Source organism: Streptomyces sp. NPDC001606 (genome assembly GCF_053596835.1).
The window spans coordinates 257,598-279,773 of sequence record NZ_JBSFHC010000010.1; the positions used below are offsets into that span (position 1 = coordinate 257,598).

A 22,176-nucleotide genomic window follows, 5' to 3' on the forward strand; every position below is an offset into this window, starting at 1 on the left:
CATCGACAGGAGAGACCCTCGTGCCGAAGTCACGTATCCGCAAGAAGGCCGACTACACGCCGCCGCCGGCGAAGCAGGCACAGGCGATCAAGCTGAACAGTCGCGCCTGGGTCGCCCCCGTCATGCTGGCCATGTTCCTGATCGGCCTGGCCTGGATCGTGGTCTTCTACGTGACCGACGGCTCGCTGCCCATCGACGCACTCGACAACTGGAACATCGTGGTCGGCTTCGGCTTCATCGCGGCCGGGTTCGGTGTCTCCACGCAGTGGAAGTAGCGGGCGAGTGACCGTTTGAGTTATCCACAGGCCTGAGCTTCTGTCCACATGTTCCTGGGGAAAGAAACTACGATCTGTGGATAACTCCTCGGGGGTTGACGCCGGTACGACTGCACAGCTGGCCCTCGCACATCTCTTCGCCCCCTGCCTGACCTGCGGGAACTCATTCGAGCGGCAGGGGGCGCAGGCGTGCCCGCACAGTGTGCACAAGATCCGCCACCCGCTGTGGACAACGGTTCGCCCGGGGCCGGTCGATCAGGTCAGCTGAGCCGTTCTCACCAGGGTCAGGACGACCACCACGGCCAGGACCAGCGCACATGTGCCGTACTGGACCAGCGTCCGCTTCTGGCGCGGGGCGTGGATCATGGCGTAGCCGGTGATCACACCGGCGACCAGACCGCCGATATGGGCCTGCCAGGCGATGTTCATACCGGGGCTGAAGGTGATGACCAGGTTGATCACCAGCAGGGCGAGGAGCGGGCGCAGGTCGTAGTTGAGCCGGCGCATGAGGACGCCCGTCGCGCCGAACAGTCCGAAGATCGCTCCGGAGGCGCCGAGCGAGGGCTGGTTGGGCGCGGCCAGCAAAAAGGTCAGCGCGCTGCCGGCGAGACCGGAGACGAAGTACAGGGTCAGATAGCGGGCGCGGCCGAGGGCCGCCTCCAGGGGGCCGCCGATCCACCACAGGCTGAGCATGTTGAACGCGATGTGGGCATAGCCGCCGTGCAGGAACATCGCGGTCAGCAGGCGGTAGTACTGGCCCGCGGCGACGCCCTGCACCCCGTTCAGATCGGGGGCGTAGGCCTGGCCGATCAGCTCGAACCGGTGGGTGAAGCCGTCACCGACGACCGTCTGGACCAGGAAGACCGCGAGGTTGATCCCGATGAGGATCTTGGTGAGCAGGCGCGGGTCGGCGGTCAGCGTGCCGCCGGCGACGGTGCGCGGGCGGGCTGCGGCCGCCGCCCGGCCGGCCCCGGAGTCTCCGCGCACACAATCGGGGCACTGGAAGCCGACCGAGGCGCTGACCATGCACTCGGGGCAGATGGGCCGCTCACAGCGGGTGCAGCGGATGCCGGTCTCGCGGTCCGGGTGCCGGTAGCACACGGGCACGCGAGGGGCCTGCTGCGCGCTGCCTGCGGGCTGGTCCATCGGTTCCCCTCGCATTCGTGATGCATGTCCCGCTCATCCTGACGGACGAGCGGGGCGTTTTGTTCCCGTGCGGCCCGGCTCCCGGCGATCCGCGGCCGGGAGCGGCCTCAGCGCTTCTCGATGACGACCGACTCGATGACGACGTCCTCGAGCGGGCGGTCGGTGCGGGGGTTGGTGGGGACGCTCGCGATGGCGTCGACGACCCTGCGGCTGGCGTCGGCGACGACCTCGCCGAAGATGGTGTGCTTGCGGCTCAGCCAGGCGGTCGGGGCCACCGTGATGAAGAACTGCGAGCCGTTGGTGCCCGGGCCGGCGTTGGCCATGGCCAGCAGGTACGGCTTGTTGAACGCGAGATCCGGGTGGAACTCGTCCTTGAACGTGTAGCCGGGACCGCCCATGCCGGTGCCCAGCGGGTCACCGCCCTGGATCATGAAGCCGCTGATGACCCGGTGGAAGATCGTGCCGTCGTAGAGCCGGTTCTTGCCCTTCACACCGGTCTCGGGGTGCGTCCACTCCCGCTCGCCCTGCGCCAGCTCGACGAAGTTCCTGACCGTGGCCGGCGCATGGTTCGGGAGTAGCAGGATCTCGATGTCGCCGCGGTTGGTCTTCAGGGTGGCGTAAAGCTGCTCGGCCACGGTCTGCCTTCCGTTGTCCTCCTGTGGTGCCCCGATCCTCGCACGGCCCGGAACGCTCGCCGCGCGTCGGTCATCAGGTGCATGAGATGCGCCGACACGGCCGGTGAGGCGGCGCGCGGCGGCGATTCGTGGCAGGGTCGACGGAAGGTGCGGTTGCCCGGAATTCACCTGTGATGGAGGCGAACGAAGCGATCGGCACCCATATGCCCGACCGCGCATGCCGCACTGGCTGTCGGCAGGCATGATCCGTAAAAGGGTGGAAAGTCGAAATACCGTACGCCACCGAGGAGGAGGAACCCGTGACCCGCATCGACAGCGTGCGCGCCGCGACCGGCTCGGCGAAGGACAGCGTGCTGCACGCCGCGGAAGTGGTGGCGCCCTACGCCGACACGGCCAAGGAGCGTGCCGCGTACTACGCGCAGGAGGCACGCGTACGGCTGGCGCCCGTGGTGTCGCAGGCCGCCGAACAGGCCCGCGTGCAGTACGACGCCCGGCTCGCCCCGCGTCTGGAGCAGGCTCGTACCCATGTGCCGACCAAGGTGGACCTGGCCGCGCACGAAGCCGCCGTACGCACCCGCAAGGCGGCCCAGCAGGCCGCCGAGTACTCCCGTCCGAAGATCGAACAGGCCATGGCCGCGGCCGCGCCCGTGTACGACGAGGCAGCGCTGCGCGGTGCCGCCGCGCTGGCCGCGCTGCGCGGTCATGTCTCGGCCGAGGAGATCCAGAAGCTGGCCGAGCGCAATGTCCGCCGGTCCCGGCGCGGCCGGGCGCTGAAGGGGCTGGCGGTGCTCACCGTGCTGGCGGCCGGCGCCTTCGCGGCCTGGAAGTGGTGGGACAAGCAGGCCAACCCCGACTGGCTGGTCGAACCGCCGGCCGCGACGGAGGTCCCGGAGACCGGCCGGCTGAGTTCGGTGGACGGCACCGGACCCTCGGTGCTGGACCCGGAGGTACAGGCCAAGCAGGCGGAGGAGGAAGGGGACGGGGACGACCGGGGGTGAGCCGGCCGGCACCGCGAGAGGGCTCGGCGAGAGGGCGCAGTGAGAGGACTCAGTGCTCGCAGAGGGAGAACTCCCTCTCGTAGAGCTGCTCGTTGTGTTCGTCGACGAAGAACTTGCGTTCCTGCATGAGCTGTTCGCGGTATCCCCTGGCCTCTTCCAGGGTCATGGTCGAGGTGTCGGACCACGGCTGCTGCGGTGGCACATCGGAGGTCGAGACGATCTTCTGATCCGGGTCGACCAGGAAGAACGCGAGGATCTTGCGGTGCCCGGGGCGGCTGGGGTCGGCGAGGCGGAACGGGCCGACCCGGTGTTGCAGGACGTTCGGGAACGCCAGGCAGCGGCCCGCCGGGGTCGCTGCCGATCCCAGTACCTGGTTGAGCGCGTCCTCGTTCTCCAGGCCGTAGACCTCGCGCATGCCGTTGTCGTCGTTCTGCTCGTACTCCGGGTCGTCGAGCGCGGTCCGGAAGCTCAGCCGGCTCTCGGTGATGTTCTCGCTGTCCCAGTAGTAGAGCGCGGTCGAGACGATCCGCTCGTTCAGCATCCCCTCGACATGCCAGGAACCGCCGGGGTACTCGGGCTTGTCCGGGGTGAGATGGATCGTGGCGAGCTTGACGATGACCTGGAGACCGCGGCCGCGCAGATCGACCCGGGCACCGTCCCCGGGCGGCTCCGGCGGCGTGAAGGCCGGGGCGTCCGGGACGACCGGGCGGCGGTTCTCCCACCACTCGTCGCGGGCCGTCTCCCAGGCACGGATGGCTTCGCCGTAGTCCTCCTTGTCACTGTAGGAGGATTTGTCCGGATACTCGGGCTCCGAGGCGTACCAGCCGTAGGGATCGACCTCGATCCGCAGCGGCCGCGGATGGCGCAGATCGGTGAGCACGTTCTCCAGGAGCGGGCGCATGCGCGCGAACACGTCCGGCAGGACGGCGGCCAGGTCCCGGTGGTTCTCCGGGTGGACGTTGTTGACGTACGACCGGAAGGTGACGTCACCGTCGTCACTGACGTCGACGTCCGTGGGCAGCCACTGGAACCGCTCCGAGAACTCGTACCGCGCATGCCGGTCCGTCGGGTTCCGCCAGGCCCGCTCCGGCTCGCCGCTCACCCCTCTGACCAGGCAGAACAGCGACGGATGCACCAGGTCCAGCACCAGGCCGCCGGAGCCGGGATGCCAGTCCCGTTCCGCTTCGGGGACCTCTTCCAGAACCCGGACCGCCTCGCGCAGCCGGGCCCTGAGCCCGTCGTCGACCAGCGTGTCCGACTGCCACACCCCGTCGACGGCGGACACCTCGACGCCGGTCCGAGCGTCCCGCAGCGCCGCGTAGTGCCCGAGCTCGTCGAGCACATAGCGGACCTGCGCCTCGGTGAGGCCCTGGGCGAGCGCTTCCCGCGTCCACCGGGCGACGATGCCGACGTCGTGCATCTTGTCGAACCACCCCGGCTTGGCCCGGATGTGGGCGCTGCACTCCATGATCTCGAGCTCCCGCAGCGTCCGGGGTGTCGCGTACGGCAGGGAACGGGAAGCGTGAAAGGGGAGCGGGAAGGCAGGCAGGCCGGTCAAGTCTCTTGTTCCTCCGGGGCGATGTGCGGTGACCGGAAGGCTACGGGAGGGCACTGACACCGCGGCCCGGGCGGGGCACGGCGGGGACAAGAACACCCCCCTGCCAGCGTTTCCGCAGGTCAGGGGGGTGTAAGGGAGTGGAGCCTAGGGGAGTCGAACCCCTGACATCCGCCATGCAAAGACGGCGCTCTACCAACTGAGCTAAGGCCCCGGGAAGGAGCGGCCGACCGGAGGAAGCGGGTTCCGGTGGCGCCGCAGACCAGAGTACCGGGTGACCCCGGGTATCCCGCAAAAAGATTGGGGGTCCCCGCCGATGACCACTCTCCGTAAGATGCTCGACGTGGTTCGCGTGAGCGAACCGCGGTTTTTTTAGGGGAAGCGATGGGGAGACGCAATGGACGCCGCACAGCAGGAAGCCACCGCCAGAGCGCGGGAGCTCCAGCGGAACTGGTACGGGGAGCCGTTGGGGGCGCTCTTCCGTAAGCTCATCGACGATCTCGGGCTCAACCAGGCCCGTCTCGCGGCGGTCCTCGGCCTGTCCGCTCCGATGCTGTCGCAGCTGATGAGCGGCCAGCGGGCGAAGATCGGCAATCCTGCGGTGGTCCAGCGGGTGCAGCTGCTCCAGGAGCTGGCGGCCCAGGTCGCGGACGGCAGCGTCAGCGCCGCCGAGGCGACCGAGCGGATGGACGAGATCAAGAAGTCACAGGGGGGCTCCGTGCTCAGCAACACCACGCAGACCACGAGCAGCTCGGGGGCGCCCACGGTCAAGCGGGTGGTCCGGGAGATCCAGTCGCTGCTGCGCTCGGTCGCGGCCGCCGGCGACATCATCGAGGCCGCCGACAGCCTCGCCCCCGCCCACCCCGAACTCGCCGAGTTCCTGCGGGTGTACGGCGCCGGGCGCACCTCGGACGCGGTCGCGCACTACCAGTCCCACCAGAACTGACCCGAGGCGGCCGCGCGGGGCTCGGGGGGAAGAGCACCGGGGCGCGACGCCACGGGCGTACCGCCCGTCACGGGGGCGTTCGTATCGCTCATCACCGGGGAAGCAAGGGGTAACCGCACGGGGGACCGGGGTGAGCCGAGGGGGAGGAGCGTCGGGCTGTCATGGGTGAGGTCTTCGCCGGCCGGTACGAGCTGGCCGACCCGATCGGACGCGGCGGCGTGGGGGCCGTATGGCGCGCCTGGGACCACCGCCGACGCCGTTATGTGGCCGCAAAGGTGCTCCAGCAGCGCGATGCCCACTCCCTGCTGCGCTTCGTCCGCGAGCAGGCGCTGCGGATCGACCACCCCCATGTCCTCGCCCCGGCCAGCTGGGCCGCCGACGACGACCAGGTGCTGTTCACCATGGACCTGGTCGGCGGCGGTTCGCTGGTCCACCTGGTCGGCGACTACGGCCCGCTCCCCCCGGCCTATGTGTGCACCCTGCTCGACCAGCTGCTGTCCGGCCTCGCCGCCGTCCACGCCGAGGGCGTCGTCCACCGTGACATCAAGCCCGCCAACCTGCTGCTCGAAGCCACCGGCACCGGCCGGCCGCGGCTGCGGCTGTCCGACTTCGGCATCGCCATGCGGCTCGGCGAACCCCGGCTGACGGAGACCAACCTCGTCGTGGGAACGCCGGGCTATCTCGCCCCCGAGCAGATGCTGGGCGCCGACCCCGACTACCCGGCGGACCTGTTCGCCGTGGGCCTGGTCGCCCTGTATCTCCTTCAGGGCGCCAAGCCGGACGCCAAGGCGCTGGTGGAGTACTTCGTGGAGCAGGGCACGCCCGGTCCGCCCAAGGGCGTCCCCGAACCGCTCTGGCAGGTCGTCGCCGGCCTGCTCCAGCCCGACCCCGCGGCCCGGTTCCGCACCGCCACCGGCGCGCGCAAGGCCCTCGCCGCCGCCGCGGAACTCCTGCCGGAGCCCGGCCCGGACGACGAGCTGATCGAGGTCTTCGACCAACTCGGCCCGCTGCCGCCCGGTTTCGGACCCGAGGGCCCGCTCAAACCGGCCCGCGGGGTGCACGCGTTCAGGGACCGTGCCGAGGACGCGGGCAGCGGCACGGGAAGCAGTACGGGGTCCGGCGCGGCCGGGTCCGCGGTTTCCGAGCGGGTCTCCGACGTGCCGACCCCCTCCGACACCGGCAGCTTCCGGCTGCCGCCGCCCCCGGAGGAGCGGGCCGCTTCCTTCGGGCCGTACACCCCGCCGCCCGCCTCCCAATCCCCCTACGGGCACCCGGCGTTCGATCCGGCGCAGCACCCGGCCTGGCCCCCCGCGACTCCCCCCACCGCGACTCCCTCCTCCCCGACTCCCCCCACCGCCGCGTACACCGCCCGGGACCCGCGGACCCCGCCTCCCTTCGCCCCGCCGATACCGATGCCGGCGGCGGCTCCGGTGCGGGCGGTGGCTCCGGTGCGGGCGGTGGCTCCGGTGCGCGGCCGGCGAGCGCGCCGGAGCCGCCGCCGGGCCGGGCCTCCGGCCAGGGCCGCGATCCCGATCCTGCTGCTGGCGCTGGCCTGTTACGCGGTCGGCTTCTGGGCGCTGGCCCGGGTCTGAGCCCGCCGGGCGGCCAGCGTCCACACCGCGAGCACCAGCAGCAGCGCGGTCCCGAGCCCGATCCCGGTGGCCGCGACCAGCTTCATCCGGGTGCCGCCCCCGGTGGCCCCGACAAGCGCCACCTCACGGTCCCGGGCCGTGACCGTGAAGACGCCGGCCGGCTCCGGCCGCCCGGCGTACTCCGGCCCGGCCTGCGCCGCCCCGGACAGCCGGACCCGCAGCGTCACGGCGAACGGCCCCTGCCCGAAGGTGGCCGCCACCCGCTCGCTGAGGTGCAGCACCAGGTAGTAGTCCCCGGCGAAGCGGACCGAGGTCACCGCGGCGGGGACGGCGTACCGGTTGGCGTACGCCACCGGCGGGAGCGGGGGGAGGGCGGCCGACTTCGGGGTGCCGGTGTAGCCCAGGGAGGTGTCGTCGACGAGGCCGCGCACCGGGTTGTGCAGGGAGAGGGTCAGGGCGCCGCCGACATAGCCGTGGCCGGGGGAGCCGGCCAGCTCGGCGGAGGCGTGCAGCTGCCGCCCCCAGTCCAGCGGCACCTTGTAGAACTGGGTCGCGCCGGGCACCAGGGCGGTACGCCAGACGCCCGGGCCGAGGGAGCGGGCCCAGGCGAAGCCGGCGCCGCCGGAGCGGTCGCGGGGCTCGCCGCCGAGCGGTTCCGGTGTGGCGGAGTCCCAGGTCCGCGGCGCGCCGGTGGGTCCGGGGCGGGCCAGGCGCGGTTCCGTGACGGGCGCGATCTCCAGATCCCAGGGCCGCGCCGCCGCCCCGTTCCCGCCGACCGCTCCGGTAACGGCGGTGCCGAGGCGTTCGACCACCACGTAGTACGTCCCGGCGCCCTGGCACACCGTCCTGTCCGTCTCCCGCCGCCCCAGTGCGGTGACCGGCCGCGGGCTGATCGCGGCGCCGAAGCGGGCGGCGGAGTAGGAGCACGGCGTGCCGCGCGCGTCCTGCACGGACACCCGGATGCCGTCGGTGGCGGAGACGGTGGCGTCCGCCGGGGGTACGGCGGTGACCGGGACGTAGGCCGTGTCGGCGGCGGTGAGGTCCAGGCGGTAGGAGAGGGTGCCGTGCGCCGGGAGGCGGCTGCGGTAGGTGCGGCCGGGGGCGAGTTGCCCGGCGTCCGCCCGTCCGGCCGCGCCCTCGACACTCCGGGCGCCGGGCGCGAAGGCGTACGGCCCCGGTCCGGACGGCGCGGCGACGGCAGGCCCGGCCGACACCCCGACGAGCAGTCCGGTCAGCACGGTAAGCACAGCCAGAACGGCCGGAACGGCGCGAGTGGTCGAACGCCGGCCGCCCCGCCTCGACCACGCTGTACGCCCCCGCACGCGCCACCCCCTGTCGCTCACCGCCCGGCCGCCGCAGTCACCGGCCCATCCTGCCCCGTGTGTCACTGCGCCATCCGGACAACGCACACGTCCGTCCGAAACACCCCGCGAGCACGTTGCCCCGCACACCGCCCCCGATCACCGCCGTACCCCACCCTCCGCGACCTCGCAACGCGAGCCGCGAGCCGCCAGCCCGGAACAGCACAGGACCCCGGCCGCGACGGCGGCCGGGGTCCTGGTCAGATTCTGGTGTCGGTACTCACGAACCCGTGGGCACGGAGTCAGTCGCCTCCGTCCACAGGTCCTGCTCGGCGCGATCCGCCTGGATCTGGCGGTACACGAGGAGACCGCCGATGGCGGCCAGTGCGACCAGGAGCAGCTTCTTCACCGCGCGACCTCGTCTTTCGTTGACGTAGGGGACCTCTGGCGCCCGACTATACACACCGACCGATATCGATCGGTGACCTACGTCGGGCCCCAACTCCCGCCCGCGGGAGCCCAGTAGGCACGCCCCGCACCGTTCCGATCGGAGGGTGATCACACCCCCACGGACGGTCACTTTTGCTCCCCCTTCGCTCACTCTCGCCAGCTTTCAGGGGTTTTGCGGGCCTCTTACGGCCATCCGAGTGGTGTTCATCTGAACATCGCCGCGCCACGGGCGTCGGTCCACCACTTCGCGATCCGCATACACATCATGAGGAAAGTACGCAAATCGCCCAACCCGAAAGTGAGGGGCCATGACCCAGAACAAGGTCATGAAGCTGTGGACCGCCATCGTCACCGCCTTCCTCGCGCTGTGCACGGCGCTCGGACTCGCCTCCGCCACGACCGCCACGGCCGCGGCGGCCACACCCCGGACCGAGAACACCGGCACCGGAACGAGCACCGCGACGAAGACCGCGACCAGGACCGTCCCGACGATCCCGGCACCACGCCACTGGGCCTGGTCCCACGGCAAGGCCCTGCCCCCCACGATGAAGCAGCGGATCCGGGCCGAGGCCCACGGCAAGACCCCCCGCTGCCGGCGCCGGGGACTGCCCGGCACGCAGGAGAACGCCCAGGACGACCCGCAGGAGCCCGCCCATCCCTCCGCGACCGGGACCGGACACCGGACGGACGACCAGCGGTCGGCACCCCTGGCCTGCTGACCCCCGGCTCACCCGCAGTACCGCAACGTCTCGACCCAGGCGACTTGCGTACGCACCAGTCGACACGGAAAGACCCCCGGCCGGGCTCGGCCGGGGGTCTCGCGCTGTACCGGGCACCCCGGACCGGACGCCATGCCCGGACGCCATGCCCGGACGCCATGCCCGGACGCCATGCCCCCGAGGAGCCCTCGGCTCACTCCGTCAGCAGGATCGCCTGCGAGGGGCACCGCTCGGCCGCCTCCAACACCTCCGGCGCGCCGCCCGACTCCTCCCGTCCGGGCCGTACGACGCCGTACCCGTCCTCGAACGCGAACACGGCCGGCACCCGGTGCGCGCACTCGGCGGAGCCGTAGCACAGCGAGCGGTCGACGGAGACCTTCATGCATCCTCCAGCCCTCAGCGGTGACTTCCTGACTGCCTGACTTCCAGGACGTCACTGCCCGGCGGAGGACACACCGAACCGAGCGGCCCCGCGCGGTCCTTCCCGCCCTCCGGCTACCGCTCCCCGCCCGCGGCCGACAGCCAGTGGGCCACCCGGCGGACCGTGGGCTCGTCGAGCCGGTCGGCCAGCGCCCGGACCGCCGCCTCGTCCTCGGGCCCCAGCTCGTACAGGCCCGCCTTGGCCAGCCCGGCGACGAGCACCTGGTGCCGACGGCCCGCCATGCGCTCCGCGAACCGGGCGGGTGCCGGGGCGGAGCCTGGGGCTGGGGCGTGCGGAGCGGGCGGCCCGGACCGATGGGCGGCGGCGGCCTGGGCGTCGTAGCGGTGCCAGGCGCCCTCGCGCGGCCCCCACAGCGCGACCGTCACCTCCTCCCCCCGCGCGCGCAGGGTCCGGGTCATGTCCCCCACCGCGTACAGCACGGGAGCCCGGTACGGCGACTGCGCGCCCACGTTCCAGGAACCATCGCCGGATCCCCGGGCGGGCCGGTGGAACAGCGCGACCCAGCGCGGCTCGCCGGACGGTCGCGGGCAGGCAGGACTGCTCTCCATCCCTCACTCACCCCTTCTCTCCCCGGCACACAGGCTCTGGGGGGACGGCCGGAGGGCGACCGTAGCTGACATACCGTCAGATAGCCATGGCGTTCTTCTGGCCTCTTCACGGCCGGCGTGACACCCTGCCCGCGCCCACGCCCGCCCCGGGACGGACCGAGAGGGAGGCCGAGGATGAGCTCAGAGACAACGGAAGAGAGCGCGGGGGCCGCGAGCGAGGCCGCCGTGTGCGCGGCCCACCGGGCCCGGGCGCACAGCGCCTACGCCCGTGCCGTCGCCGCGTGCCGGTACGCCGGAGTCGGCCGGGAAGCCGCCGAGACCGTGCCCAGGGACCTGGCCGCCAGGGCCGCGAGCGCGCTGCGGCTGACGGAACGGTCGCTCGCCGCGCTGGCCGCGGCCGCACCGGACCCCGCGGCCGACGCCCGCTGCGCTCGCAACGCCGCCGCCGGCGCGGCCCTGGCCGCCCAACTGGCCGCGTCGGGGCACGAACCCGGTTCGGTCGGAGCATCCGGGGCATCCGGTCCGGGCGGGGCATCCGAGGCGGCGGCGGCCCTGCGGGCGGCGCTGGCGGCCTCCCTGGCGGCCGCGGCCGCGGCGGGCGGCAGTGCGCCGGGCCAGGATCCGACGCGGAACGCCGCCGCCGAGCGAGCCGAGCACGACGCCCGTACGGCGGCACGCGCGGCGGGCTGGCCGGAGCCTCGCCCCTAGCGGGACTCAGTGGTTTCTCCCGCCCGTCCGGTACCGGTCCCTCCCCTCGTGGGGACCGGTACCGAACGGTGCAGGAGCGTCGGCCCGTGCCTGGTCGGCGAAACGGCACGGGTCGAAGCAAAGGGGGCGAAACATCTCCGGGCGACCCCCATGGGCTCACCCCATGGAGCGGTCGTCGCTCCCCGCGTTCGGCATCGACAGAAGTTGACCGAGAACATTCGGCGCCATGGGCTGCCTCTTTCGAGCACTGAGCCGGTGGCCTGTTCGGACGGTCCGTGACCGTCCCGCTACCGGGGTTGCGATCCTGCCATCTGTTCCGGCCCACGAGGAGATTCCGGTGTCCGGTCCAGGCCTTATCCGCAGGTCAGGCGTATAAGGTGAGTTTTCCGGTCCGGACGTCCAGATGCGGGGGGAAGTAAGGGGTGGGACCTTGGGTTCCGACTCAGGGGCACGCACAGCTTTCGCCGAGCGCCTCGCGCTGCTGTACAAGGAGGCCGGAAACCCTCCCCTCAAGAGCGTCGCGGAGTCGGTCGTACGGCTCCAGCGTGTCGACGAGCGCGGCCGGCCCGTACGGGTGTCGGCCCAGCGGATCAGCGACTGGCGCCGTGCCAAGAACGTGCCGGCCCAGTTCGCCGCCCTGGCGGCCGTCCTCCAGATCCTGATCCCGGAGGCCCGGCGCGCCCGGCCCACCCCGGTCTCCAGCGGGCTCTACGACATCGGCCACTGGCAGCGGCTGTGGGAACGCGCCCTGGCCGACCCGGTCGGCGACCGTCCGGTGGCCGCCGGATCGGCCGAGGAGCAGAACCAGCCGCCACCGGCCCAGGCGCCGCCCCTCAGCGGAGGCGTGTGCCCGTACCGCGGGCTGGCCCCGTACCGGCAGGAGGACGCCCGCTGGTTCTTCGGCCGCGAACGCAGCACCAACGCGCTCGTCGAGCAGCTCCGCGCCGCCGCGCGCACCGGCGGGCTGGTGATGCTGGTCGGCGCCTCGGGCGCCGGCAAGTCCTCCCTGCTGAACGCCGGTCTGGTCCCCGTGGTCCGGGACGGCTGCCTGAACGGCATCACCGGCACCGGCCGCCCCGATCCGGCGGGCACCGCACCGGCCGGGGGCGGAGGCGGGACCTCCGCGGACGCCGGAACGGCCGCCGAAGCCCCCGCCGCCGCCCCGGGCGGCACCACCACAACAGCACCCCCCGCCCCGCACGGCCTGGTCGTCCAGCTGGTCCCCGGCGCCGACCCGCTCGCCGAGCTGGTGCGCCGTATCCCCGACCTCGGCCCGGTCGCCACGAAGGCACGCGAAGCGGAGCGGGAGGCATCCCGGAACCCGGCCGTGCCGGGCTGTGACGCCCCGGAGATCGCCGCCGCCGTACGCGAGGCCGTCACCGCATGGGCGGACCGGGAAACCTCGTCCGCCTGCCGACCGGTCGTGGTGGTGGACCAGTTCGAGGAGGCCTTCACCCTCTGCCCGGACGAGGCGGACCGCCGTACCTTCATCCAGCTTCTGCACGCCGCCTGCACCCCGCCCGCCGACGCCTCCGCGGACGCCCCCGTCCTGGTCGTCCTCGGCATCCGCGCCGACTTCTACGAGCAGTGCCTCGGCTATCCGGAGCTGTCCGACGCGCTCCAGCACCGGCACATGGTGCTCGGCCCGCTGACCAGCGGCGAGCTGCGCGAGGCGGTGACCGGCCCGGCCAAGGCGGTGGGCCTGGAGCTGGAGCCGGGGCTCGCCGAGCTGATCGTGCGCGAGGTCAGCGCCGACGGCCCGCGCGGGGCGCACGACGCCGGTGTGCTCCCGCTGCTCTCGCACGCCCTGCTGGCCACCTGGCAGCGCCGCAAGGCCGGAAAGCTGACGCTGGCCGGCTACCGCGCGGCGGGCGGCATCCAGGGCGCGGTGGCCGCCACCGCCGAGCGCGCCTGGTCCGGCCTGGACCCGGCCGCCCGGTCCGCCGCCCGGCTGCTGCTGCTGCGCCTGGTCCGGCTCGGCGAGGACACCCAGGCCACCCGGCGGCGCGGCACCCGGCGCCAGCTGGCCGAGGAGTCGGCGGACCCCGGCAAGACGGAGGAGTCCCTCGAGGCGCTGGTCCAGGCCCGGCTGGTGACCCTGGACGCGGACACCGTGGAGATCACCCACGAGGCGCTGCTGCACGCCTGGCCGCGGCTGCGCCACTGGATCGACGACAACCGCAACGACCATCTGCTGCGCCAGCGGCTGGAGGAGGACGGCCGGGCCTGGGAGGACTCGGGCCGGGACTCCTCGCTGCTGTACCGGGGCTCCCGGCTGGAGCAGGCCCGCAGCTGGGCGCGGTCGGCCGGGGACACCTATCTGACCCGCAGCGCGGTGGAGTTCCTCGCCGCCTCGGTACGGCTGCGCAAGCGCACGGTGTGGATCAGCCGGGCCGCGGTGGCGGCGCTGGTGGTGCTGGCGATCCTCGCCGGCGGTACGGCCGTGATCGCCTGGCAGCAGCGGGACGACGCCGTGTTCGAACAGGTGCTCGCGGAAGCCGACCGGGCGCAGCGCACGGACCCCTCGCTCGCCGCCCAGCTGGACCTGGTCGCCCACCGGCTGCGCCCCGACGACGAGGGCACGTACAGCAGGCTGATCTCCATCGTGAACGCCCCGCTGGCCACCCCGCTGTCCGGGCACACCGGCGCGGTCTACCTGACCTCCTTCAGCCCCGACGGCCACACGCTGGCCACCGCCAGCTACGACCGGACCGTCCGGCTGTGGAACGTCACCGACCCGAGCCGCCCCAAGCCCCTCGGTATCCCGCTCACCGGCCACACCAGCTGGGTGAGCAGCGCGGTCTTCAGCCCGGACGGCCACACGCTGGCCAGCGCCGGCGACGACGGCACCATCCGGCTGTGGGACGTGACCGACCCCGCCCACCCGTCCCCCGTCGGCCGGCCGCTCACCGGTCACAAGGGCACGATCTACCTGGTCGCCTTCAGCCCCGACGGCCACACCCTGGCCTCGGTCGGCGAGGACAGCACGGTACGGCTGTGGGACGTGGCCGACCCGCACCGGGCGCGGCAGCTCCAGGCGCTGCACGGGCACACCGCCGCCGTGCGCTCGGTGGCGTTCAGCCCCGACGGGCGGCTCCTCGCCGCGGGCAGCGACGACGACACGATCCTGCTGTGGAACACGGCCGACCCGCGCCACCCCAAGGCGCTGCCGGCCGTCCTCCGGGGCCACACCGACATCGTGCACTCGGTGGCCTTCAGCCCGGACGGCCACACCCTGGCCAGCGGCAGCGCCGACGACACCATCCGGCTGTGGGACCTCACCGACCCCGCGCACCCGGCCCCGCTCGGCCAGCCGCTGACCGGGCACACCGGCCCCATCTGGTCGGTGGCGTTCAGCCCCGACGGCGGACGGCTGGCCGCGGCGAGCGCCGACTCCACGGCCAGCCTGTGGAACGTCAGCGACCCGTCGTCCCCCTCGCAGATCGGCGAGCCGCTCACCGGCAGCAGCGGGGAGATGTACGCGCTGGGCTTCAGCCCGGACGGCCGCACCCTCGCCACCGGCAGCGGTGACAGCAAGGTGCGCCTGTGGTCGGTCCCGGCCTCGGACATGATCGGCCGCAGTGCCGCCTTCCGGCCGGACGGGCGGGTCCTCGCCACGGCCGCCCGGGACGGCAGGCTCCGGCTGTGGAACGTGACGCGGTCCGGCCGGCCGGTGGCGCTGGGCAAGCCCTTCATGCGGGCCGACGACGGCTCGCGCGACCTGCGCTTCTCGCCGGACGGCCGCACCCTCGCCGTCCTCACCGGCGCCCGCCGGATCTATCTGTGGAACGTCACCGACCCGGCCCACCCGGTCGTCGCCGGACCGCCGCTGGTCCTGGCGACCCGCTTCATGGGCCCGGACGCGCTCGCGTTCAGCCCGGACGGCCGCACCCTCGCCACCGCCTGGGACGACCACACGCTACGGCTGTGGAACGTCTCCGACCCGGCCCGCCCCGCACCCCTCGGCGCCCCGCTCACCGGGCACCGCGGCTATGTCAACGCCCTGGTCTTCAGCCCGGACGGCCGCACCCTGGCCAGCGGCAGCGCGGACAGCACCATCCGGCTCTGGCGGGTCACCGACCCGGCCCGCCCGGTGCCGCTCGGCCGGCCGCTCGCCGAACACTCCGGCCCCGTCAACTCGCTCGCCTTCACCCCGGACGGGCACACCCTGGCCAGCGGCAGCGACGACGACACGGTCCGGCTGTGGAACGTCACCGACCCGACCGCCGCGAGCGCGCTCGGCGCCCCGCTCACCGGGCACACCGAGGCCGTCACCTCGCTGACTTTCAGCCAGAGTGGCAGCACGCTGGCGAGCGGCGGCAACGACAACACGGTCCGGCTGTGGAACGTCACCGACCCCGCCGCGGCCGCCCCGATCGGCCAGTCGATGACCCCCAACGCCAAGACGGGCAACTTCCTGGCGTTCAGCCCCGGCAGCCGCGTCCTGGGCGTGTCCAGCGGCACCGACACGGTCCGGCTGTGGAGCCTGGACGACGAGGCGGCGATCCGGCACATCTGCTCGGTGACCCGCGGCGTCCTCACCCCGGAGAAGTGGCACGAGTACCTCCCGCGCCTCTCCTACGACCCTCCGTGTGGTCGATGATCGGCCAACCCGCCTTATTTCCCTCCGACTTGGCCCCGCGGACCGCCCAAAGTTGTTACCCTTGGCCATAGCCCGATCGCTGGTGCATCCCCCGTCGCCAGCGGTCGGGTCTTTTCATGCCCCGGTCACCACGACTCGGCCTCGACGAACAGCAGGTCGGGTAAGCAGTGTCCCAGCGGGAACCCGGATCAGCGGCGGCCCAGGCAATCTCCGGGGCGGGAGTCCGGCGGGAGTCTCTGGTGACGGGAGGCGGCGATGACGGGCCCGGTCGGTTCACAGGAAGCGGTTGCGCGGGCACTCGACAGCCTCGGCACGGGTGCTTACCTGACGGACGAGCAGGGGGTGATCGTCGCCGTCAACACGCGTGGCGAACAGCTCCTGGCCCGGCCCGCCGATCATCTGGTCGGCCGGGACGCCCACGATCTGCTGCACCGCACCGGTTGCGGGGAGCCCGTGCCGCTGGTCCAGTGCCGCCTCAGGCAGAGCGCGCTCGGCGGGCACACGGAGCAGGGTGAGGACGAGTGGTTCGAGCGCGGAGACGGCACGCTGTTGCCGGTGGGATGGCTGGTCACGCCCGTCCGCCCGGCGGCCACGCTCGTCCTCTTCCACTCCCCGGGGCGCCCCACGCGCCCCGCCCAGCGGCCACCGGCCGGCGGACGCCTCTCCGAACTGGAACGGCTCGCGCTGCTCGCCGAGACGACCACCCTGCTCACCTCCACCCTGGACATCCACGAGGCGCTGCGCCGCCTGATCAGCCTCGTGGTGCCCCGGATCGCCGACTGGAGCGTCATCGACCTGATCGGCGAACGGGACGAAGTCCGGCGCTTCGCGGTCGCCCACGCCGAGAACGGCACCGTGGTGTTCCGGGAGGACCTCCAGGGGCCCATGCCGCCGGTGCCGCAGGAGTCCTCGATGCCCCTTTCCCTCGCCCTGCGCGGCGTCGCGTCCTCCATGGCCGGCCCCGAGACCTATCAGGGCCCGCCCGACTCCGGGATCGCGGTGGAACAGCGGCGCCTGTTCGAGGTGACCGGCATGCACTCGGCCACCGTGGTCCCGCTGCGCAGCCTGCACGAGGTGATGGGCGCCCTCACGCTGGGCCGCGCCGACCAGCCCGAGCGGTTCACCGCGGCGGAGACCGCCCTGCTGGAGGACATCGCCCGGCGGGCCGGCCTCGCTCTGGAGAACGCCCGCCTCTACCAGCGCCAGCGCCAGGTCGCCGAGACCATGCAGCGCCATCTGCTGCCGAAGCTGCCGCGTTCGCCCGGCCGCAGCATGAGCGCCCGCTACCTGCCCGCGCCGGACGCCTCCCACGTCGGCGGCGACTGGTACGACGCGTTCACCCTGACGGACGGCACCACCGCACTCGCCGTGGGGGACGTCGTCGGCCACGACCTGGAGGCCGCGGCCGGCATGGCCCAGCTGCGCAACATGCTCCGGGCGTACGCCGTGTCCCAGCAGAAACCACCGAGCAAGATCGTGGAATGGCTCGACCAGGCGACCCTGCACATCGCCGAGGTCTCCATGGCCACGCTGATCTTCGCCCGCATGAGCGAGACACCCGACGGCCGGTGCGAGCTGTCCTGGACCAACGCGGGCCATCCGCCTCCCCTGCTGGTCACCAGCGAGGGTGAGGCCCACTATCTGACCGACGGCCACGGGATCCTCCTGGGCGTCACCCCCGAGCAACCCCGCCCCGACGCAACGGCGGAACTGCCACCCGGCTCGACCCTGGTCCTCTACACCGACGGTCTGATCGAGTCCCCGGGCCACACCCTGGACGAGGGCCTGGACCGGCTGCGCCGGCACGCCGCAGCCCTGGCCGGTCGCCCCCTGGACCCCTTCACCGACGAACTCCTGGCCCGGGCCCGCCCACCGGACAACGACGACGACGTGGCCCTCCTGGCCGTCCGCCACGGCACGGACACGGCTTGCTGACGTGAACGTCCCGCCGTTCAAGCATGGGTGTCAAAAACCCCCGGCCCAATGGACCGGGGGTCTTTTCGTTGGTGGGGCTAACAGGATTTGAACCTGTGGCCTCATCCTTATCAGGTCGATCAAGGGGAGCCGACGACACCGGCTAACTCCCTGCCGTCCTGGGTCGGGTGTCCGCTGAGAACCGGATCCGGTCGCCGCTGTCCGCGCCTGTTGGTGTCAGCCGTTGGTGTCATACTCAGGCTCCCTCTTGACAGGGCGACCCAGCGCACCCTCAAGTCACACGTGTACCGTTGGTGGAGATGTCGCTACACAGGGTACTCATCGGGCAGTTGCATCCCGGGGCGACCGTTCACCAAATTTGGTTTTAGATGCACACGACAGCCGGCTTCCCGGGCTTGCGCCACTAGACGAGTCACCCAGTCGAAGGGCGGAGCGAAGGCAGGAACCTGCTTGCGATCCACACCTTCCCCCTGCCAGGTCTCTGTCTGCGCGCCGATGACCACCCAGTCGAACATGGAGAGGTCGCTGAACTCCAGAGGCTCCTTGAGCGGCTCCAAGGACAACCACTTGACCTTGACGCCTTCAATCTGCCGGAAGGCATCCTCGGCGATCCGTACGCGCTTCTGCTCGTCAACACTCGTGCCGACCCAGGCTGACGGTGGGAGGTCGACCTTGTTGTACCGGGCAGGGAACTTCGTCAGCAGCAGGTACTCCCACATCGGGTTACTGAGCATGGCCGAGTGCACCTCCAAGAGCCACTCCTCAGGAACCCAACGCCCGTAGAGGTCCGCCATGGAGCACACGAAGACTCGTCGCCAGGAAGGATCATCAAGATGCTGCTCTGGGATCTTCGTGTTAGCGGGCGCCAGCAGGCGTTCGTGATGGAACAACGGCGTGAAGCCGGCAGGATTCACCTGCTTGAAGCGCAGAGTGATCTCCCGCGCATAGCAGTAGTCACACCCGTGCAGGCAGCCGGTGATGGGGTTCCACGACCACCGTGCCCACGAGATTCCGTCCCCGTCGGTTTGGTTGAAGGTCGCCTTACCTTCGGGCTTGGCGTACTCGACTTCCCTGCCGTCATGTGTACGGAGAGTGAGCATCATGGAGGTGGGCTTCTCAACCGGAGCCTTCTCCGCCATCTCTTTGCGTCGTTGCCGAGCCTGCTTTTCTGCTTGGTCCAGCGGCATGGCCCCTGAGCGAACCTTCTCCACCAGCTCCGGCGCGTACGTCTCGACGGACTTGGCGCGCTGCACTGCGCGTGGAGAAGCACCGACCGCTCGTGCGGCCTTGGTGCGGGACTTGGCCTCTTCTCGGTCTGCCGCTTGTGGCGGATCCGCCACAAGCGGCGAATCTTCGTCGTCTCCTTGCCGCTGCTTCAACGCCTGGAGGGTCTGGCGGCCAGCTTCGCGCTGTTGCTCCTTCGCCTCTTCAGCGAACGCCTTCTCGTACTCAAGTGCCAAGAAGGCCCGCTGTCCCGCAGTCAACTGGCGCCGCGCGATGTTCTTGGAGACGATCAGGTCCAGGATCTCAGCTTCTGAGCAGCCCGCCGGCAGGGTCTCGAACTCTGCTTCCACTCCTGCGGCGTCGCAGGCGCGGTATCGGTTCCGGCCATCAATGAGAACTGTACGATCATGGTTGAGCAGGATCGGATCCCGGAGGCCATTGCGCTTCACATCCAGGACCATGTCGTCGAACTCTTCCCCTTCAATTAGAGGGAAGACGTCGGCGAAGGGGTGGACCTCGAAGGGGCCAAGGGTGCTCATGCAGGAGTGTCCTCAACATCGGTAGGCCAGAGGCCCATCTGTACGGGAGCCTCTGGCACTGGGGCCTCTTCGGACGCCCCGATCATTTCGATTCGTTGAACAAGGGGAGCAGTCAGCCAGCGGTCCTCATGGCCGCGGATGCCTTCGCGTTCGGCCTTGGTCAGGAACAGTCGGAGCATGTCTCCACGGAACTGCCCTGCCGCCGTCCGGTACCAGCTGATCGATGTCCCCCGGTCGTACTTCTTGAACGCGCCCCTCACAAGCTGCTCAGTCTTCTCTCTCCACTTGTCAGACGTCTCGATGAGGTACGCCCACTGGGCGTCGTCACGGATGATCGCAGCGAAGCATAGGTCTCGAAAACGAGGGACGCTCCTCTGGAAGGCACCCACCCGGTCAACACATTCAATACGGGTGCGCCGCGTTTCCTTGTTTCGTTTCAAGCCGCTAGCGTTGCACCCCATGGTCGTGAGGCTCCGGAAGAAGGTCACGTTGCGGCTGCTGATCTCACGGGAGAAAGACATCCTCATGGCCCACTCCGTGATCGAGTTTGGGTCATTGATCACAAAGACAGCGTCATACGAACGGACGTCGCCGATGTCCGCGTCTACGCCGCTCTGATTGAAGACCTGTAGGACCGACCGTCCGCACCGCCAGCGGTTCGGTTCCTCCTTCCGGTAGCCGAACTCGGGCAGCTTCACGGCAAGGTTCGCCAGCAGACGCCCGTAAGTCTCTGGGTTGATCTCGTACAGGTTCACCACTACGGGGAGCTGCGACTTCGAGGCGTGATAGGCGAGGATGCCTGGCGAGCAGGAACGGCGCCACTCTTCGTCGCCGGGGACCGCTGCGTCACCAGCTGTGAGATCGAACCACACAAGTCTTCGAGGCGCCTTCGGCAGGCGCGGGCTGGCCCCGACCTCCTGGCCGATCAGCTGATTCAGCATGTTGTGCTTGGCGTTGGTTCGCCAGCCACTACGACCAACATCCATCCGCTTGGCCACGCCGCGATTCCTCCCCCTGCGAGGCCCGCAGCATGAAGCGGGCCGTACCAATGGTGCGGAGTGCTGATGACGGTTATAGCGGTTTAGGGGCGTGATGAGATGACGAGTGGCAATTCGTGCTCACTCCTGACCGTTCATGACCGAAACACTTCCTTCTTTGGTGTGCCACGGCGGCCGGCGATGGGCCCGGAACGATCACGGGGCGTGGACTAGGACCAGAACTTGGACCACTCCCCCTCGGTGAGGAAGCGCCGGAAGGCGTCCTCGTCCATCTCCTCCAGCCACTGAGGTGCTTGGTCCTGGACCAGGAGGTCAGCCGGGTAACCCGGAGCCGCACGCTCGATGATCTCTGGTGTGTCGAGCGCGATGGTCATGACGCTCGGGTTGGATGACCCGACGGCCCGGGACACTGCGCTGCTTGAGAACCCCGAGTACGAGTAGAGAATCCCTCGGTCGGCTCCAATATCCAGAATCTTGCCTATGAACTGGTCCACGACCTCGATGCTGGACGGCCGCTGGTGGCGCTTACATTCAACGGCAACAGTGATCTCCAGGCCCAGTACTTTCCCAGTCACCAGAACATCCACCTGTCGTCGCGTCCCGCTCAAGCGCCCCATGACATGTTCGTCGTGGACAACCGTGGCGTCAGGGTCCAACGCCTTCAGCATCTCGCGAACGGACAGTTCATAACGCTGCCAGAGCGGGTTCGATGTTGAGGTCACGAAGGCAAGCTAGCCCCTCCGCACCGACGCTCGCTCCAAGTTGGAGTGGCCCGCTGGGGCGGTAGCGTCCCAAGTGGAGAGATCACGTACGTTGTGGGCGGCCTCACCTGGTCAGCAAGGCAGACTGGCGTCCGTGAATGACACCGTAGCTGTCGCCTTGATCACGGCAATTTCCACCTTGTCTGCGGGGGCAGTCACCGGCGGGTTCGCCTTCTGGGGCGTTCGTCGGCAGACCCGGGAACAGGCGCAACAAGCCCGAGAAGAGCGCTCTGAGCAACGCGCTGTCCGACATCGCGAGGTCCGACGTGAGGCCTATGTCCGCTTCCTCGATCTCGCTGTTCAGGTCGACCAGACAGCGACTGCCCTCTGGATTGACGAACCTTCGTCGCTCGACTCTGACCGTATCCGGCGTATACATGATCTGACTGATCAACTCTGGAGGGCGCTACCCGGCGTCTTACTCGAAGGACCGCCTGATGTTGCTGAGGCAGCCAGGGAACTGAGTGGCCTCGCTGCCGAGGAATGCGACTACCTAGCTGAGGTCACAGGGTAGACCGGCGATCTGCCACTCTTTGTCCGCCTAAGTGATGGGTTCGCGACCTTCTCTGGTCGTCGAGGTGATCTCCAACGTCGGTTCATCGACGGAGCGCGGGAGACGCTCGGGGGCCATCTTCCGACTGCTGAATGATCAGTCTGGAGGCGAATCGGTGGAGACTCGTGTGTCCTTCCCAAGCCACCACTACCTCAGCTCCCATCCCGTACGCCGTCGACCCACACACCGTGGAGCAGGCGTGGTTCCTGGCGTCCAGGTGGAGCGCGCCACTGTACGAACGACCTGGA

At 70.7% G+C, this 22,176-nt stretch carries 19 protein-coding genes and 1 tRNA gene; 8 read left to right on the forward strand and 12 right to left on the reverse strand.

Features of this window, described 5'->3' with window-relative positions; translation table 11 throughout:
* The first annotated feature begins 20 nt into the window (after positions 1-20).
* Positions 21-275: a cell division protein CrgA gene (gene crgA, locus ACWCV9_RS20410; protein WP_073887398.1), complete on the forward strand. Its 255-nt coding sequence runs from the start codon at positions 21-23 to the stop codon at positions 273-275.
* 255 nt (positions 276-530) lie between these two features.
* On the opposite strand, the gene ACWCV9_RS20415 is transcribed toward crgA, so the two are convergent.
* Complete coding sequence (locus tag ACWCV9_RS20415; RefSeq protein ID WP_450788406.1) at positions 531-1,421, reverse strand: rhomboid family intramembrane serine protease; 891 nt, start codon at positions 1,419-1,421, stop codon at positions 531-533.
* 107 nt (positions 1,422-1,528) lie between these two features.
* The gene (locus tag ACWCV9_RS20420) at positions 1,529-2,056 is read right to left on the reverse strand and encodes a peptidylprolyl isomerase (RefSeq protein ID WP_450788408.1); all 528 of its coding nucleotides are present in this window, start codon (positions 2,054-2,056) and stop codon (positions 1,529-1,531) included.
* A gap of 299 nt (positions 2,057-2,355) precedes the next feature.
* On the opposite strand from ACWCV9_RS20420, the gene ACWCV9_RS20425 reads away from it, so the two are divergent.
* Positions 2,356-3,054, forward strand: a complete 699-nt coding sequence (locus ACWCV9_RS20425) for a DUF5324 family protein (protein ID WP_450788409.1) — start codon at positions 2,356-2,358, stop codon at positions 3,052-3,054.
* A gap of 49 nt (positions 3,055-3,103) precedes the next feature.
* Here the strand turns inward: ACWCV9_RS20425 and ACWCV9_RS20430 are convergent, their stop codons facing one another.
* Positions 3,104-4,612 carry a DUF4246 domain-containing protein gene (locus ACWCV9_RS20430; protein WP_450788411.1) on the reverse strand — a complete coding sequence of 503 codons (1,509 nt, stop codon included), beginning with the start codon at positions 4,610-4,612 and terminating at the stop codon, positions 3,104-3,106.
* A gap of 138 nt (positions 4,613-4,750) precedes the next feature.
* Positions 4,751-4,823: transfer RNA gene (locus tag ACWCV9_RS20435), tRNA-Ala, on the reverse strand.
* A gap of 183 nt (positions 4,824-5,006) precedes the next feature.
* On the opposite strand from ACWCV9_RS20435, the gene ACWCV9_RS20440 reads away from it, so the two are divergent.
* Both ACWCV9_RS20440 and ACWCV9_RS20445 read left to right on the forward strand, forming a co-directional pair.
* Positions 5,007-5,555, forward strand: a complete 549-nt coding sequence (locus tag ACWCV9_RS20440; protein ID WP_385841576.1) for a helix-turn-helix domain-containing protein — start codon at positions 5,007-5,009, stop codon at positions 5,553-5,555.
* 161 nt (positions 5,556-5,716) lie between these two features.
* Complete coding sequence (locus tag ACWCV9_RS20445; protein WP_450788412.1) at positions 5,717-7,147, forward strand: serine/threonine-protein kinase; 1,431 nt, start codon at positions 5,717-5,719, stop codon at positions 7,145-7,147.
* On the opposite strand, the gene ACWCV9_RS20450 is transcribed toward ACWCV9_RS20445, so the two are convergent.
* Together ACWCV9_RS20450 and ACWCV9_RS20455 are read right to left on the reverse strand one after the other, a co-directional pair.
* Positions 7,111-8,400, reverse strand: a complete 1,290-nt coding sequence (locus ACWCV9_RS20450) for a hypothetical protein (protein ID WP_450788450.1) — start codon at positions 8,398-8,400, stop codon at positions 7,111-7,113. The genes ACWCV9_RS20445 and ACWCV9_RS20450 overlap by 37 nt on opposite strands.
* A 328-nt stretch (positions 8,401-8,728) precedes the next feature.
* The gene (locus ACWCV9_RS20455) at positions 8,729-8,857 is read right to left on the reverse strand and encodes a DLW-39 family protein (RefSeq protein WP_003999697.1); all 129 of its coding nucleotides are present in this window, start codon (positions 8,855-8,857) and stop codon (positions 8,729-8,731) included.
* Between the two features lie 349 nt (positions 8,858-9,206).
* Here ACWCV9_RS20455 and ACWCV9_RS20460 point away from each other — a divergent pair, with 349 nt between their 5' ends.
* Entirely contained in the window at positions 9,207-9,617 is a 411-nt protein-coding gene (locus ACWCV9_RS20460; RefSeq protein ID WP_450788414.1) for a DUF6344 domain-containing protein, read from the forward strand.
* Between the two features lie 193 nt (positions 9,618-9,810).
* On the opposite strand, the gene ACWCV9_RS20465 is transcribed toward ACWCV9_RS20460, so the two are convergent.
* Together ACWCV9_RS20465 and ACWCV9_RS20470 are read right to left on the reverse strand one after the other, a co-directional pair.
* Positions 9,811-9,999 (reverse strand): ferredoxin, encoded by a 189-nt coding sequence (locus tag ACWCV9_RS20465; protein WP_450788416.1) that lies wholly within the window; start codon positions 9,997-9,999, stop codon positions 9,811-9,813.
* Positions 10,000-10,112: 113 nt separating this feature from the next.
* Entirely contained in the window at positions 10,113-10,607 is a 495-nt protein-coding gene (locus tag ACWCV9_RS20470) for a hypothetical protein (protein ID WP_450788418.1), read from the reverse strand.
* Positions 10,608-10,781: 174 nt separating this feature from the next.
* On the opposite strand from ACWCV9_RS20470, the gene ACWCV9_RS20475 reads away from it, so the two are divergent.
* From ACWCV9_RS20475 to ACWCV9_RS20485, 3 genes are all read left to right on the forward strand, one after another.
* Positions 10,782-11,315 carry a hypothetical protein gene (locus tag ACWCV9_RS20475; protein ID WP_450788420.1) on the forward strand — a complete coding sequence of 178 codons (534 nt, stop codon included), beginning with the start codon at positions 10,782-10,784 and terminating at the stop codon, positions 11,313-11,315.
* A gap of 403 nt (positions 11,316-11,718) precedes the next feature.
* Complete coding sequence (locus tag ACWCV9_RS20480) at positions 11,719-15,918, forward strand: nSTAND1 domain-containing NTPase (RefSeq protein WP_450788422.1); 4,200 nt, start codon at positions 11,719-11,721, stop codon at positions 15,916-15,918.
* 255 nt (positions 15,919-16,173) lie between these two features.
* The gene (locus ACWCV9_RS20485) at positions 16,174-17,853 is read left to right on the forward strand and encodes a SpoIIE family protein phosphatase (RefSeq protein WP_450788424.1); all 1,680 of its coding nucleotides are present in this window, start codon (positions 16,174-16,176) and stop codon (positions 17,851-17,853) included.
* A 305-nt stretch (positions 17,854-18,158) separates the two neighbouring features.
* Here the strand turns inward: ACWCV9_RS20485 and ACWCV9_RS20490 are convergent, their stop codons facing one another.
* The 4 genes from ACWCV9_RS20490 to ACWCV9_RS20505 all read right to left on the reverse strand — a co-directional run bounded on the left by ACWCV9_RS20490 (position 18,159) and on the right by ACWCV9_RS20505 (position 21,769).
* The gene (locus tag ACWCV9_RS20490) at positions 18,159-19,616 is read right to left on the reverse strand and encodes a DUF5131 family protein (RefSeq protein ID WP_450788426.1); all 1,458 of its coding nucleotides are present in this window, start codon (positions 19,614-19,616) and stop codon (positions 18,159-18,161) included.
* Positions 19,613-20,614, reverse strand: coding sequence for a hypothetical protein (locus tag ACWCV9_RS20495; RefSeq protein ID WP_450788427.1), 1,002 nt, complete (start codon positions 20,612-20,614; stop codon positions 19,613-19,615). Before ACWCV9_RS20495 ends, ACWCV9_RS20490 begins: the two co-directional genes overlap by 4 nt.
* Before the next feature lie 209 nt (positions 20,615-20,823).
* Complete coding sequence (locus ACWCV9_RS20500; protein ID WP_450788429.1) at positions 20,824-21,336, reverse strand: restriction endonuclease; 513 nt, start codon at positions 21,334-21,336, stop codon at positions 20,824-20,826.
* 103 nt (positions 21,337-21,439) lie between these two features.
* The gene (locus ACWCV9_RS20505) at positions 21,440-21,769 is read right to left on the reverse strand and encodes a hypothetical protein (RefSeq protein ID WP_450788431.1); all 330 of its coding nucleotides are present in this window, start codon (positions 21,767-21,769) and stop codon (positions 21,440-21,442) included.
* Positions 21,770-22,176 lie beyond the last annotated feature (407 nt).

Bases quoted from the DNA above. Each gene is read 5' to 3' on its own strand.
- ACWCV9_RS20415 (WP_450788406.1), bottom strand. From the start codon at position 1,421: ATGGACCAGCCCGCAGGCAGCGCGCAGCAGGCCCCTCGCGTGCCCGTG.
- ACWCV9_RS20440 (WP_385841576.1), top strand. From the start codon at position 5,007: ATGGACGCCGCACAGCAGGAAGCCACCGCCAGAGCGCGGGAGCTCCAG.
- ACWCV9_RS20445 (WP_450788412.1), top strand. From the start codon at position 5,717: ATGGGTGAGGTCTTCGCCGGCCGGTACGAGCTGGCCGACCCGATCGGA.
- ACWCV9_RS20460 (WP_450788414.1), top strand. From the start codon at position 9,207: ATGACCCAGAACAAGGTCATGAAGCTGTGGACCGCCATCGTCACCGCC.
- ACWCV9_RS20465 (WP_450788416.1), bottom strand. From the start codon at position 9,999: ATGAAGGTCTCCGTCGACCGCTCGCTGTGCTACGGCTCCGCCGAGTGC.
- ACWCV9_RS20470 (WP_450788418.1), bottom strand. From the start codon at position 10,607: ATGGAGAGCAGTCCTGCCTGCCCGCGACCGTCCGGCGAGCCGCGCTGG.
- ACWCV9_RS20475 (WP_450788420.1), top strand. From the start codon at position 10,782: ATGAGCTCAGAGACAACGGAAGAGAGCGCGGGGGCCGCGAGCGAGGCC.
- ACWCV9_RS20480 (WP_450788422.1), top strand. From the start codon at position 11,719: ATGCGGGGGGAAGTAAGGGGTGGGACCTTGGGTTCCGACTCAGGGGCA.
- ACWCV9_RS20485 (WP_450788424.1), top strand. From the start codon at position 16,174: ATGACGGGCCCGGTCGGTTCACAGGAAGCGGTTGCGCGGGCACTCGAC.
- ACWCV9_RS20490 (WP_450788426.1), bottom strand. From the start codon at position 19,616: ATGAGCACCCTTGGCCCCTTCGAGGTCCACCCCTTCGCCGACGTCTTC.